This window comes from Porphyromonas circumdentaria (assembly GCF_900167105.1).
Classification (GTDB): domain Bacteria; phylum Bacteroidota; class Bacteroidia; order Bacteroidales; family Porphyromonadaceae; genus Porphyromonas; species Porphyromonas circumdentaria.
In genome coordinates this window covers 54,298-67,891 of sequence record NZ_FUXE01000003.1, presented here as the reverse complement: position 1 = coordinate 67,891, position 13,594 = coordinate 54,298, and the positions used below count along the sequence as shown (strand labels likewise).

Here is a 13,594-nt window from a genome sequence, read left to right as displayed (position 1 = left end):
CAATACCCCCAAGTGTCGACGTTGTAAGGTAGAGCCCTATGCTCTCTCTGCAACACACTCTGGCACCTACTCGGAGGTAAAGAATCGTCCACCATAGTTCTTGTTAATTAGAATTATTTGATTGAAACAGTTACAAAGATAGCACTTTTGTTCCTACTCTAACAACTTTCGACACTATTACATCAGAAATATAGCGCGTTGTAACGATACAGACAGAGGGTAATATTATAACTCTTTGCAATAGATAACAAACTAAAAAAGAGACCGAAAAAAGATTACTCCCTACATAAGCATAAAAACTCACACCTCTTTTGGGATAATACTCCCTCCAGAGATGTGATTTCTGCGGTATTACTTTCTTCCTCTAACGCCTGAGCAATTACTTTCTGCGACAACTCGCAGGAGAGAGAAAAGAAGATATTTGGGTTTTAGATAGAATGTATCTTTCTGTACGATGCGATATCCTCGATGGAAAGGATAGGCATATTGTGCTTTGCACTGAATACCTCTATTTCGGGCATGCGGGCCATGGTGCCATCTTCATTGGTTAACTCGCAGAGCACCGCTGTATCACCCAGTCCTGCAATAGAAACGATGTCAATACTTCCTTCCGTATGACCACGACGCTCAAGTACTCCCCCATTTCTTGCTCTCAAAGGAAAAACGTGCCCAGGGTGTACCAAGTCTTCGGCTTTTGCACCCTCTCTTGCTGCAGTCTGTATAGTACAGAGGCGGTCTGCAGCAGAAACACCTGTTGTAACTCCCTCTCTTGCCTCGATAGATATAGTAAAGGCTGTTTGATTTTTACAAGTGTTATTCTGCACCATAGGGGGGAGATTCAACTCCTCACACTTGTAGTCTTTGAGACAGAGACATATAATACCGCTACATTCTCTAATCATCAAAGCTATATTTTGGGTAGTAAGATTGGAGGTAGGATATATAATATCTCCTTCATTTTCTCGGTTCTCATCATCGACCAAAAGGATACCTCTACCCTCTTTCAGGGCTGTAACAGCCTGTTGAATACGCTCTTCTAAAAGTGTTGCTGGAGTTTGTGTTGCCATCGTTATATCCTAATTACTATGTTTAATCTCTACAAACAAAAGTTTTTAGCCAGTAGAGGTAAGATAAGGAGGGCATCGCGCAACATCCCCCATAGATACAAGGGGAAGAAACGAAAAAACCGATTCATATCTCATCCGGACTATACCGTCGGTTAAGGAGTTACACCTTATCAGTCTCTACTCTTACGTAGAGAGTTGTGGACTATTACCACCGGTAGGGAGTTACACCCTGCCTCTACAAATCGCTGTGCAAAGGTAACCATATCCTTTGATATAATCATCAAAAGGATATGAAATAAAATATTTAGAGTCAATGTGGTCCTAAACATTTTGGAGGTCATAAGAAAAAAGAAGCAGAGCTAAAGAAGAAAATGTCACCTTAGTAAAGAGAACCCAACTCCTCCGCTTCCTTTATGACAAATATAACACTCGCCCTTCCCCAATCACTCTCTCGGGGTGACTAAAGGGGAGATAAAAAATCGTTAAGATCGAAAAAAATCATCTTAACGACCTTTTTAATGTATCTATTCTTGTATCAACGCCTTATTGAGTACTGATATTGGAATCACCCGAGTCGATGCTTATTTTTCTCGTAGCCCTCTTGACGATCCACTGCGTATGAGGATTGTGAGAAGTTTGCCACCTCCAGAGCAGAGGGATCACAGCATCTTTATTGACCTTGAGCCAATCGGTGAGGTGATTGGCAACCGACTTCTTGACGAACATTATTTCGTCCTCTTTCAAAATCTCCAGGACTTGAAAAACGGGCTCTGGATCATCGACAAATGTGTCCAACTTGGGAGCCCAAGGAAGTTTAGGACGCAACCCTTCACTCGCCAACCGTCTCAGGTGAAAGTCTGGCGATACTGCCCACTGTTTCATCACCTGCAAAGTCTCCGTCGGATATTTTCGGAGGTACGGGCGAATGGCATACTCACCTGTGTTCCTCTTTGTGATCTCGGAGATCGCTGCTATCGAAGCCTCAAAGTGTTCGAGCCCATACTCTTGGACAAATTTTCCAATGGGCATGACCCAATAATAATTGGTAAACATCCCTGTCTGATTCGGGTTTTCGTCACCCAGGATAGAGAGCAATATAGACAAAGCCTCTTCGTACCGTTCGGGGAGAAATTTCCTAAGCAGTTCGGCAAGGACGGCAATGCGCTGCGTATAGGTCTTCCCGACGACTTCATGCTCCGCATCATAGATAAATCCTCCTGCATCAAAGTCCTTGTAAACCGTCATGATCTTGTCTGTCAAGAGTTCGGCCAACTCCCTGCCAAACATATCTGTAATACTATAACTTGTACCCATATCTTTACGTAAGTATATCAGTCATCTGTCAATGTGGTCCTAAACATTTTGGAGGTCATAAGAAAAAAGAAGCAGAGCTAAAGAACAAAATGTCACCTTAGTAAAGAGAGTCCCACTCCTCCACTTCCTTTATGACAAATATAACACTCTTTGCGCAAGCCATCGGTAAACTACCGAAAGAAAGAATTAGAAAGATTATTCGCCAGTCAGGTACAGACAAACTTTGCAAGGGTTACGAAACATATAGTTTATCTTGTCTAAGAAAGAAAGCAGCGTGCTATAACAATAGCCGTTGCAACCGCTACATTGAGCGATTCTGAGTGTACACCATCTGGGCTTTGTGGGGGAATTGTTACCAAGTTTGTAACGTATTTTGCCACTTGCTCACTTATCCCCTTACCCTCGTTTCCCATAACCCACAAGGAGGGTTCACAAGGGTGTGGTAATGAAGATTGCAGATCTAACAGATTTTCGCCTTCCAGAAAAGTGCCCCAAATAGGGATATTTTCTCTCTCTACCCTCTGCATAAAGGCATCAATATCGGCAATCGGATAAACTTTAACACGAGCCAAGCCTCCCATTGTAGCCTGCACGACTTTAGGGGAGAAAACATCTGCCGTACCCTGCGTTACAAATACTTGACGGATACCAAACCAGTCGCAAGTGCGGAGAATAGAACCAACGTTTCCAGGGTCTTGTACATTATCAAGCAAAAGAGCCATTTGAGCAATCGTTGGTATCTCCTCTTCGATTTCTGGCAATTTGAAAATCCCAATCATCGGACGAGGGGTTTGTAAAGAACTGATGGGCGAGAAATCGTACGATTCGGGGAGTAATATCACCTTTTCTATAGTATAAGGTTTCGGCAATGAATGCCAAAGAGAGGGAATGGTAATAAGAAAACGACAGGAGAAAGCCACCAAAAGCTCTTTTACCAACTTAGGCCCTTCTGCCACGAATAAATTATGTTCCTTTCTTCCCTTTGCTTTATGCAAACTAAGGATTAGTTTTCTCTCTTGGTGCGATAGAGAGGTCTGCTCTTGTATCATAAAAGCCCGATAAAACTGTAATCGAATATCCGTATTCTTCCCGCAAAGGTAGGAGAAAAAGAGATACGTAAGAGGGATGGCTATCTCCCCTAAAAAGAGCTAAAAGGGGTAAAAAAAGAGAGTAACCCATAAAGTATAAACTCTTTCCTCTGGAACTAAAACCTCAAAGAGCCCACGTATAAAATCAAAAACCATGGAGTAAAAGTTTATATTCAACTTGAAGATATATATATTCAGATTAAATATACATATATTCAACTTGAAAATATGTATATTTAGATTGAATATAAAGATTGTCTTATAAGCAATTTGTTTTTAGCACGTTAATCAACAAGTTTTATCACGCAAGGGAATAGCTTTCTCTTTGGGACGAAACGCTCCCTATCCTTTAGAAAAAAATCTCAAGAGTATTGTTCTCGCTCCTCTTTTACTTGGTTGTATTGTTTGCAACAAGGTGTTGATGCTTAAACTTGAAAACCCTCAAAAGGAGACTTGGGAAAGGCGAAAGTCAGAAACTCTCTGGGAGTACAGAACTGTTTCTATACAGGTTATAGCTCTTTTTGTAGTACCTTTGTCGCCATAGCTATAATATAGCTATATTTTTAGGCGTATTCACAACAAAGCAAATGTATAAATGGAACGAATACTAAAAACCAACAGACTGCTAATACTCCTTTATATTCTTCTAAGTTTTGCTTTGAGAGCAGAAGCATCTACAATACTTCAATCTCCTCCTTACAAGATACACGTAGTACAACCCCAAGAGACAGTCTACTCGATAGCACGAAGGAATGGCGTTTCTGAGGAGGATATATACAAATTAAACCCAGGTTCGGAAATGGGCATCCGCATAGGACAGGAGTTGCGCATACCTACAACCAAGAGTGTGCAAAAACCTCGTTTTACTCCTTCGAGCAAAGAAGGGTTTCACATAGTACAGCATGGAGAAACTCTCTACTCCATAGCGAAACAATATGGTGTAACGGTAGCTATCTTGCTACAATACAACCCCGACATAACACCAGAATACTTACAAGCTGGGGCAGAGTTAAGAGTATCGCTCTCGGGAAGCAATAGTAACTCTTCCTCGGGCAATAAGATTGTGGTCGTTTCTCCCGATGGTATAAACAAAGTAGATGTAGCTCTTTTGTTACCCGTAGGAGCCAATGGTCCCTCTCGATATATTCAATTTTATGAGGGCTTCCTTCTTGGTCTTTATCAACTTAAAAGGAATGGAATATCCGTTAATTTAAACGTCTACCAAGCTCAGAACGAAAAAGAAATAGAGAGTTTGATTAGGGACAAAAAGCTCCAGTCTTCCAATCTTATAGTAGGGGGGCATACAGAGCAAACGGTTAATCTTCTGTCTCGGTATTCTTCTCGCGAAGGAATACCTTACGTATCTCCTTTCATCGCCCAGAACGATATAAAAGACTCATCTCAGTCTATATTTCGCATCAATACTCCCCAAAAGGAGCTATATCCCTACGTGGCCCAAAATTTTACGGCTCGTTATGGGAACAAAAAAGTGCTCTTCATAGAAGATGCACAGGGCAACCACAAAGAGTTGGTGGCGGCTCTAAAAAAACAGCTACGAACTATGGGCAGAAACTACGAGACTTGCACCTATGCAGCGTTTATCTCTGGTGCCGCCTCCTCCACTCTTAGCCCCAACACCGTTTTGGTACCCAATCATAGTGCACAAAAATATCTACAAGGTATTTTAACGGCTCTAGAGAGTCACTACTCTTTAACTCATGGCCTTACTATCTTTGGTTATCCCGAGTGGCAGTCGTTCCACAAAGGAACTCTCGCCCTTTTGGGTGCCTATAATGGTACTATATACTCCTCTTTCTTCTTTGATCGTGCGATGAAAGAGAGTGTCAGCTTCTTGAAAAACTACAACCAATGGTTTAATCGCAAGGCTAATGAGAGTTTCCCTAAATATAATGTCTTGGGGTACGATATTTCTCGATATTTTATCCGTGCGTTGGCTATCTATGGAGCCAATTTTGCCGACTCTTTCCCTCAACTACCCTCAGATGGTTTACAAATGAATTTTGTATTCAAACGCCACGAGGGAGATGAGCATTACACCAGTGTAGGTCTATTTTTTATTACGTTTGATGCTACAGGCAAGGCTAATCGTGAGGGAGTAACCTACTAATCCGTGCGATGTACTTTACAATAGGCTCTATTTATGCTCCATAAAAATATAATCCTACTCCTCTTTTTATGCTTCCCCTCTCTGGTTAGGGCGCAGTATAAAGAACAAGTCCCTTCCCTCTCCCACCCCTCTCTGCAAATAGGAGCTTCTGTGGGTGCTACAGCTTCCCAAGTTCTCTTTATGCCCTCGGTGGCACAATCTATGGCACAAGGGATAAGAGTGGGGTTGGTAACCACCTTGGCCAATAGCGAATACACCGCTTTTTCGTTGGAGATTGCGTACAGTCAGAGAGGATGGAAAGAAAGTTTTGCCAAAAGTCGGGGAGAAGAGCTTGCCTACTTCCGAAAAATGAGTTTTATAGATTTGCCTCTGTTGTGCCATCTATACTACCCTATCAATAAAGTAAAAATGGGGGTTAAACTGGGACCTCAGATAGGACTCTTTTTAGGTGAGAGTATAACTGCCAAGGGCGAAGCCTTTACTCCCAAGGAACAGGTAAGACATGCCCTCAAGGTTGTTAATCGATTTTCTTGGGGACTAACAGGAGGGCCATCACTTAGCTACACCTTTGGCGGACACAGTATAGAGCTGGACTTTCTCGTTTACTATGGATTTAATGATATATTCTCGACAACCGTACGAGACCCTTACAGTAAATCCAGCGAACTGTTCGGTTTGCTCAAACTGAATTATCTCTTCCGCCTACTCTAAAAGACAAGGTAACATTAATAAGCTACAGAACAACTACGATACGACTATGCAGATTCGTCATACATCCGATATTATCAACTTACTTCAAACGAAATATCAAAACAACCAGATTATTAAACAGCTTAATCCCGAGACTAAAGAGTGGGAAAATCTGACGGGAGAGACTGTTGCCGCCAACTGTATTGCTGCGGCCAAAGGCTTGGCACAACTGGGGGTAGAGCCTGGCGACAGGATTGGAGTCTATTCGCCCAATAAAAGCGAGTTCATATATACCGAGATGGGAATGTTTGCCATGAGAGCAGTATCTGTTCCTTTATATGCCACTTCTTCCCCAGATCAAGTATTTCAGATTGCTACTAACGCCTCCGTTTCAATCATCTTTGTAGGCGAGCAGTATCAGTATAACAATGCCTTTCAAGTACAAAAAGAGTTAGGACAGATTGAGAAGATTATTATCTTTGATCGGGCTGTAGTGCGTCAATTTGATGACCATACCTCTATCTATTACGACGAGTTTGTACGTATGGGGGACTCTATGGCTTGTGAAACAGCCGTAAAGGTGCGCATGGGAGAGGCTAAAATGGACGATTTAGCTCTTCTCATATACACAAGTGGAACAACGGGGCAACCCAAAGGCGTGCAAGTCTTGCACAAAGCAATTGCGCTACAAATAGACAAACATAGTGAGGTATACTCCTCCATTGGCACGAGAGATACCTCTGTTAACTTTTTGCCCTTAAGCCATATTTTTGAGAAAGTATGGGTGTACTTCTGTATGGCATTGGGTGTACGTACAGCCATTGTAACCAATCCCAAACGGATTCAGGAACTAATGCCTCAGATTAAGCCTACTCTTATGTGCAACGTCCCTCGCTATTGGGAAAAAGTCTATCAGGGGGTTGAAACACATATTAGTCAGTCGCCTAAGTTCTTGGCAAAAATCTACCGACACGCCATAAAGGTGGGGCATCGCTACCGCTTGGAGTATTGGAACCAATTCAAAAAGCCTCCTTTCTTTTTGTCCTTGGGGTACTGGTTTTATTCCAATACGATTTTCTTTTTATTACGGAGAGCTATCGGGCTTCAATATGGTAGATTTTTCCCAACTGCAGGGTCTCTATTGAGCGATGAAATAAATGTCTTCCTGCAATCGGTAGGTATCCCTATTATTGTTGGATATGGACTTTCTGAAAGCTGTGCTACTGTGTCTGCTTATATGGAAAGAGGTTTCACCATCTCGTCAATAGGCGAAGTCTTCAAAGACGTAGAAGTGCGAATAGACCCAGAAACGAGTGAAATACAATTGCGTGGAGAGACAATTACCCCTAGGTATTACAAAAACGAAGAGGCCAATGCGGAGGCATTCACCTCGGATGGATGGTTCAAAACAGGAGACGCAGGTAGACTTGAGGGTAATACACTTTACTTTACAGAGAGAATAAAAGACTTATTCAAAACTGCCAACGGTAAATACATTGCACCACAGCAGATCGAAAATCTTCTTAGTTCAAATCCATTATTCGAGCAGGTAGCTGTAATTGCCGATGAACGTAAGTTCGTTTCAGCACTCATTTACCCTAATTGGGAGCTGCTCAATAACATTTGTAAAGAAAGAGGAGTGTTGAAGGAGAATATGTCCAAAGAGGAAATGACAAAAGATTCTTCGGTACTAAATATTGTAATGGGCACTATAGAACAGTTGCAGTTGAGCCTCGCTACATTTGAAAAGATTAAACGAATAACACTCATTACAGAGCCTTTCTCTGCAGAAAAGAAAGAACTAACGCCTACACTTAAGCTTAGGCGCAAAGTAATTCAGGAAAACTTTGCAAAAGAGATTGATAAAATGTACATTGATTAGGTCTTTTTGAAGCGACCTTATCATCATATATTTAGAGATAATAAACAGGAAATAAAATGATTACAACAGACCAACTTAACAACTTGTTGGAGCGCACCGAAGCGCTGAGGGGGTATCTTTGACGTCGACAATAGACGTATTCAATTAGAAGAAGAAGAATTAAAGACCCAAGCTCCCGACTTTTGGGAAGATAATAAAAGGGCTGAAGCCCAGATGCGTAAGGTAAAAGAAATACGCAAATGGATTGAAGCCTACGAAGCCGTATCTTCTGCTGTAGAAGAGCTGCGCCTCTCTTTTGAGTTTTTCAAAGAGGGAGTAGCAGAAGAGGAGGAAGTAGAGCAAGCCTATGCTACTGCTCTTTCTTTGATTGAAGATACAGAGCTACGCAATATGCTTAGAGCCGAGGAAGATCACTTAGGTGCCGTACTAAAGGTTAATGCAGGTGCGGGAGGTACAGAGAGCCAAGATTGGGCTTCTATGCTTGTGCGTCTTTACCAGCGTTGGGGTGAAAAACATGACTATAAAGTTACAATTACCAACTGGCAGGACGGAGACGAAGCTGGTATTAAAACCGTTACAATGCAAATAGAAGGCGATCTTGCCTATGGATTTCTCAAGAGTGAAAACGGGGTACACCGATTGGTACGTGTCTCTCCTTATAATGCACAGGGTAAACGTATGACCTCTTTTGCCTCTGTCTTTGTAGTGCCTCTTGTTGATGATACCATAGAGATCGATGTAAACCCCGCTAACCTGAGTTGGGATACATTCCGCTCAAGTGGAGCTGGAGGACAGAACGTAAATAAGGTAGAGACAGGTGTACGCCTTCACTATCAGTTTAAAGACCCCGATACAGGAGAAGAAAGAGAGATTGTTATTGAAAATACCGAAAGTCGTTCTCAATTGGACAATAGAGAGAACGCTCTGCGCCTGCTACGCTCTCAGCTATATGATATAGAGTTAGAAAAACGTAGAGCTGCTCAGGCCAAGGTCGAAGCTGGAAAGAAAAAGATCGAATGGGGTTCACAAATCCGCAGTTACGTTTTTGACGATAGACGTGTAAAAGACCACAGAACCAATTATCAGACATCCAACGTTAACGCCGTTATGGATGGTGATATAGATGAGTTTATCAAGGCTTATCTGATGGAGTTTGGTGGAGAAAACATGTGATACTGTTTCGCTCATGATAGTTTGTATTGCAGAAAAGCCCTCTGTCGCTCGAGAAATAGCTCGTGTTTTGGGAGCTACTACACAGCGACAGGGGTATATAGAGGGTAATGGGTATTGGGTAACGTGGACCTTGGGGCATCTCTGTACCCTAAAGGAACCAGACGATTATACCCCCCTATGGAAAAGATGGAGCTTAGGAGAACTTCCACTTATACCTCCTCGCTTCGGTATAAAGCTCATTGAAGATCCTGGATATCAACGTCAGTTTGAAACGATCAAACAATTGGTAGAAAAGGCCTCTATGGTTATCAACTGTGGAGATGCTGGGCAGGAAGGGGAGCTTATACAGCAGTGGGTACTCTCAAAGGCTTTATGCAAGTGCCCTGTAAAGAGATTGTGGGTCTCTTCTCTCACAGACGAAGCTCTGAAAGAGGGCTTCGAATCTCTCAAAAGCAACGAAGATATGCGTCCACTCTATGAGGCTGGATTAGCTCGTGCTATTGGAGATTGGCTTTTGGGGATTAACGGTACCCGACTCTACACCCTGCGCTACGGACAGCGTGGACAGGTACTTTCGATCGGAAGAGTACAAACGCCAACCTTGGCACTATTGGTAGAGCGTCAGCAACAAATAGAGAATTTCCAGTCTTCTACCAGTTTTGAGATACAGACCATCTATCGCGGATGCACTTTCCGACAAACGGAAGAAGCCTTTCCAGATAGAGATAAGGCAGAGATCATATTGCATCAAATCAAAGAGGCTACTTTAGAAATCACGGATATCTCTAAAGCAGTAGGAAAAGAACTGCCCCCAAGACTTTTTGACCTTACAAGTCTACAGGTGGAAGCCAATAAAAGGTTTGGAATGACTGCAGAGGTTACTCTCCAAGTCATCCAAGCTCTTTATGAAAAGAAAGTTACCTCCTATCCTCGTGTAGATACCACCTATCTACCCGAGGACATATATCCCAAAGTGCCCAAAATACTTTCTAATCTTAAGGAATATAGCCTCTTTACGGCTCCTCTCTTAGAACAAAAAACTCTCAAGAAAAGCAAGAAGGTTTTTGACAACAAAAAGATAACCGATCACCATGCTATAATCCCAACAGGTGCTCCATGTCCTCAATTGACCGACCTTGAGAAGAGGATTTTTGATCTTATCGTTCGGCGTTTTATTGCGGCCTTTTATCCCGATGCTAGGAGTACTACCACTACAGTACTTGCCAAAGTAGAAGAGATGGAGTTTAAGTCTACCGAGAAAACGCTTATCGAACCTGGTTGGCGCGTTGTAGTACACCCTCCGAAAGAAGAAAATGCAGAAGAGCCCAAAGAGAGTATTCCCCCTTTATCTACAGAGGAGGAAAAGACGATTACTCTTCTCGACTTAAAAAAGGGAGAGAAAGGGACCCACACGCCCTCGATACGAGAGAAAACCACAGAACCTCCCAAATATTTTACCGAGGCTACTCTCCTCAGAGCTATGGAAACAGCGGGGAAATTTGTCGAAGACGAAAACTTGCGAGAGGCTCTCAAGCAAAATGGTATTGGCAGACCTTCCACAAGAGCCGCCATAATAGAAACGCTTTTCAAACGCAACTATATACGCCGAGAAAAAAACTCTTTGCGTGCCACGGATACAGGGGTACAATTGATAAAGACCATAGAAGATCCGCTACTCAAGAGTGCCGAACTAACGGGTATTTGGGAAAATAAGTTAAGACAGATAGAGCGTAAGGAATATGAGGCTGCTATTTTTTTGGAGGAACTAAAGGAACAAGTAAAGAATCTGGTAACCTCTGTTCGCTCTTACCATCCCCCCTCCACTCCCACAAATTCCTAAGAGAATTAATATTCAAAGAGTTAGACGGAGCATTTCTCTCATACAGAGATTACTATCCACGCGGATATTAGTCCAACATCAAGTCTATATAGAGAGGATCTTCAGAAAAAATCTCTTCTGCAAGTTGAGAGGGGGTAAGGGCTTGTCGACTTAACTTATCCGATGGTAAGGATTGAAAGAGTACCTTGCCCGAAAAGACACGATAACGTCCCGTATTTTTGGGTATTTCGGCATCCATTAAATCCCAAGTTTGTTTCTTTTTAGGATGGGCTTTAGCATAGAGCTGCAAAGCATCTTCTACGCGAATAATTCGAAGCATTCCGTGCTTCTCCAAATGGCTATCGGGAAAGAAAAAATACGGTGTAACTATTTGAGTCTTTGTATCCTCAGGAAAAGAGAGCTTCTCTCCAAACTTTTCGGCAGTAAACACCCTTTGAGTAACAGATCCTAAGTAGCGAACTATAAAACTATCTCTTTCGCCCCCTCCTGATAGAACCGCGTCTTTAACAATAGCCCTCCATTGTCTATAGGAATGTTCTATGTGGGGAAATCTCCATCCCTGCTTACGAGAACGGATAAATTTTTTGTATCGTTCTACAGAACAATCTGAAGAGATATTCTCCACTACTCTATTATTATTCCCAGAAGTAGCAGAGAAGAGTGCTCGTTTGGCTACAGAGGCATACCCTGCTTTGACTCTATAATAGGAGTAAAGCCATTCTTCTGCTGGGATCAAAAAAGAGAATATATCTCCCCTCTGATACATATAAACAAGAGCTCGCCTCATTAGTTTGGGCATAAGCCCTGAAGCTCTATGTTCGGGCATTGTGGCTGCTCCCGATATATAGCCCGCCTTACACGAAGCTCCTGCAAATGCTATTTGATACGGTAATATCTGTACGTGGGCAATTCCTTTATTATTTTTATAATCAACAAAGAGAAGAGTGTCTTCATCCCTATAAACCTCTTGAAAGTAAAGACTCATAAAAGTGTCTGAATCTTGAAATACTTCTTTCCAAATAGAGAAGGCTATTTCTTTTCGAAGACTATAATAAGACATTCCCCAAACAGTGATTAGTTGTTTTTCAAAAGAGCCATCCCCTTTAGAAGACGCTTTTCTGGCTGATAAGACTCTTTGGCAAAACGAAGTCCAGGAATACCTAAATCTTCCTCTCTATTGATGTAGAGATAGTTTTCTGGTATTACTTTGGCAAATTCATTGTTGATTACCGTATAAGCTCCTTCAAAATCTGTATCTGCCTTTTCTACGTGTACATCAAAGGTATCGTAATTGATAGGAGAACCTAATGTTATGGCAACAAGCTGCTCGCCTACCAACAAAGCACCTCCGCTAAGTTCCAACTCCTCATGAGCATCTAAAATACGGTGAATCATTTTATTCTCTGCCTCTACTCCGTCTCTTGATTGTTCCTTTTGAAGCCATTTATCGGCAAAATCTTTATATAAGGGTATATCGGAAGAAGTTAATTGACGGAAAGAATAATCTGGATAGAGTTTCTTAAAACGATTGATATGATTACGCTTGGACTGGAGTTTTTTACCACTAAGCGTTACCATTCGTTCACGCAAATAGACATAATCTGCCAAGTTTTCATTCCAAGAGAAAGAAAAAGAGTTGGGGAAAAGAGCCTCTAAGTTTTCTGCACAAAGAGGAGTAACCCCCATAAAAACGAGAGGAGTGGCACTCTTTGTAGTGGTCTCTTTTATTTGTAAAATGGTAGTTTCCCAAACGTGCATGTCCGGGCAGTAGGGCAATAAAAATACGGGATGAGAATACAAAGGCGATTGAAAACGTATCACCAATACCCCCTCCTCTGTCACTGCCCAAGAAGTACTATAATGAGTAGCCCATCCATAAAGATTGGTAAAGGAAAGGTCACAAATAGCTTTTTCTGCCTTATAGAGATCTGGATATATCTTAGCTCTATCCCCTAATTCGATTTGCTTAAAACGCATCACTTACTTCTTTGCTGTAAACTCTCGTGCATACTGAAGAATGCGCCCAATCATAGCAAGTAATCCATTACTTCTGGTCGGAGATAAATGCTCTTTCAGACCCAACTCCTCTAAGAAAAAAAGACGGGTAGAGAGAATCTCTTGAGGCTCTTGATTGTTAAAGACTCTAAGCAGTAAGGCTGCAATACCTTTTACAATAAGAGCATCACTATCTGCCAATAAATGAAGTTTTCCATCCTCAGTCAAAGAACCCTTAATCCATACCCTACTCTGACATCCCTCAATTAGATTCTGAGGAATCTTGTACTCCTCAGGTAAGGGCTCTAAAGAGTTCCCCATCTCTATCAATAGGGCATAACGATCCATCCAATCGTCAAAAGGAGCAAACTCTTCTAAAATTTCATTTTGAACAGTCTGTAATAAGTTTTGGCTCAT

At 42.0% G+C, this 13,594-nt stretch carries 11 protein-coding genes and 1 riboswitch; of the genes, 5 read left to right on the top strand and 6 right to left on the bottom strand.

Annotation, left to right across the window (positions count from 1 at the left end):
- Nucleotides 1–428 precede the first annotated feature (428 nt).
- The 3 genes from ribB to B5D06_RS01800 form a co-directional block, all read right to left on the bottom strand.
- On the bottom strand, nucleotides 429–1,067 hold the full coding sequence (gene ribB / locus B5D06_RS01815) for a 3,4-dihydroxy-2-butanone-4-phosphate synthase (protein ID WP_078736318.1): 639 nt from the start codon (nucleotides 1,065–1,067) through the stop codon (nucleotides 429–431).
- 119 nt (nucleotides 1,068–1,186) lie between these two features.
- Nucleotides 1,187–1,313: riboswitch (FMN riboswitch) on the bottom strand.
- 297 nt (nucleotides 1,314–1,610) lie between these two features.
- Nucleotides 1,611–2,381 carry a DNA alkylation repair protein gene (locus B5D06_RS01810; RefSeq protein ID WP_078736317.1) on the bottom strand — a complete coding sequence of 257 codons (771 nt, stop codon included), beginning with the start codon at nucleotides 2,379–2,381 and terminating at the stop codon, nucleotides 1,611–1,613.
- 257 nt (nucleotides 2,382–2,638) lie between these two features.
- Entirely contained in the window at nucleotides 2,639–3,430 is a 792-nt protein-coding gene (locus tag B5D06_RS01800; protein ID WP_078736315.1) for a TrmH family RNA methyltransferase, read from the bottom strand.
- Nucleotides 3,431–4,064: 634 nt separating this feature from the next.
- On the opposite strand from B5D06_RS01800, the gene B5D06_RS01790 reads away from it, so the two are divergent.
- The 5 genes from B5D06_RS01790 (at nucleotide 4,065) to B5D06_RS01770 (ending at nucleotide 11,182) form a co-directional block, all read left to right on the top strand.
- A complete protein-coding gene (locus B5D06_RS01790) occupies nucleotides 4,065–5,597 on the top strand; it encodes a LysM peptidoglycan-binding domain-containing protein (RefSeq protein ID WP_078736313.1) in 1,533 nt (510 codons plus the stop codon).
- Between the two features lie 33 nt (nucleotides 5,598–5,630).
- Nucleotides 5,631–6,308 (top strand): porin family protein, encoded by a 678-nt coding sequence (locus tag B5D06_RS01785; RefSeq protein WP_078736312.1) that lies wholly within the window; start codon nucleotides 5,631–5,633, stop codon nucleotides 6,306–6,308.
- A gap of 46 nt (nucleotides 6,309–6,354) precedes the next feature.
- Nucleotides 6,355–8,169, top strand: coding sequence for an AMP-dependent synthetase/ligase (locus tag B5D06_RS01780; RefSeq protein ID WP_184227864.1), 1,815 nt, complete (start codon nucleotides 6,355–6,357; stop codon nucleotides 8,167–8,169).
- 56 nt (nucleotides 8,170–8,225) lie between these two features.
- Nucleotides 8,226–9,342 (top strand): peptide chain release factor 2 gene (gene prfB / locus B5D06_RS01775; RefSeq protein ID WP_143742565.1). Its coding sequence is split into 2 segments (ribosomal slippage): nucleotides 8,226–8,288 and nucleotides 8,290–9,342, totalling 1,116 coding nucleotides; the frame shifts between segments, so codons are not numbered across the junction.
- Nucleotides 9,343–9,355: 13 nt separating this feature from the next.
- Nucleotides 9,356–11,182 carry a DNA topoisomerase 3 gene (locus tag B5D06_RS01770; RefSeq protein WP_078736311.1) on the top strand — a complete coding sequence of 609 codons (1,827 nt, stop codon included), beginning with the start codon at nucleotides 9,356–9,358 and terminating at the stop codon, nucleotides 11,180–11,182.
- A 67-nt stretch (nucleotides 11,183–11,249) separates the two neighbouring features.
- Here the strand turns inward: B5D06_RS01770 and B5D06_RS01765 are convergent, their stop codons facing one another.
- From B5D06_RS01765 to B5D06_RS01755, 3 genes are read right to left on the bottom strand one after another with little or no spacing between them, the layout of a single operon-like run.
- On the bottom strand, nucleotides 11,250–12,242 hold the full coding sequence (locus tag B5D06_RS01765) for a GNAT family N-acetyltransferase (protein WP_078736310.1): 993 nt from the start codon (nucleotides 12,240–12,242) through the stop codon (nucleotides 11,250–11,252).
- Nucleotides 12,243–12,256: 14 nt separating this feature from the next.
- Entirely contained in the window at nucleotides 12,257–13,159 is a 903-nt protein-coding gene (locus tag B5D06_RS01760) for a DUF2156 domain-containing protein (protein ID WP_078736309.1), read from the bottom strand.
- A 3-nt stretch (nucleotides 13,160–13,162) separates the two neighbouring features.
- Complete coding sequence (locus B5D06_RS01755; protein ID WP_078736308.1) at nucleotides 13,163–13,594, bottom strand: SufE family protein; 432 nt, start codon at nucleotides 13,592–13,594, stop codon at nucleotides 13,163–13,165.

Excerpts from the sequence above, each read along its gene's own strand:
- B5D06_RS01765 (WP_078736310.1), bottom strand. The coding sequence starts at position 12,242 with ATGTCTTATTATAGTCTTCGAAAAGAAATAGCCTTCTCTATTTGGAAA.
- B5D06_RS01760 (WP_078736309.1), bottom strand. The coding sequence starts at position 13,159 with ATGCGTTTTAAGCAAATCGAATTAGGGGATAGAGCTAAGATATATCCA.
- ribB (WP_078736318.1), bottom strand. The coding sequence starts at position 1,067 with ATGGCAACACAAACTCCAGCAACACTTTTAGAAGAGCGTATTCAACAG.
- B5D06_RS01780 (WP_184227864.1), top strand. The coding sequence starts at position 6,355 with ATGCAGATTCGTCATACATCCGATATTATCAACTTACTTCAAACGAAA.
- B5D06_RS01785 (WP_078736312.1), top strand. The coding sequence starts at position 5,631 with ATGCTCCATAAAAATATAATCCTACTCCTCTTTTTATGCTTCCCCTCT.
- B5D06_RS01790 (WP_078736313.1), top strand. The coding sequence starts at position 4,065 with ATGGAACGAATACTAAAAACCAACAGACTGCTAATACTCCTTTATATT.
- B5D06_RS01770 (WP_078736311.1), top strand. The coding sequence starts at position 9,356 with ATGATAGTTTGTATTGCAGAAAAGCCCTCTGTCGCTCGAGAAATAGCT.
- B5D06_RS01755 (WP_078736308.1), bottom strand. The coding sequence starts at position 13,594 with ATGAGCCAAAACTTATTACAGACTGTTCAAAATGAAATTTTAGAAGAG.
- B5D06_RS01800 (WP_078736315.1), bottom strand. The coding sequence starts at position 3,430 with ATGATACAAGAGCAGACCTCTCTATCGCACCAAGAGAGAAAACTAATC.
- B5D06_RS01810 (WP_078736317.1), bottom strand. The coding sequence starts at position 2,381 with ATGGGTACAAGTTATAGTATTACAGATATGTTTGGCAGGGAGTTGGCC.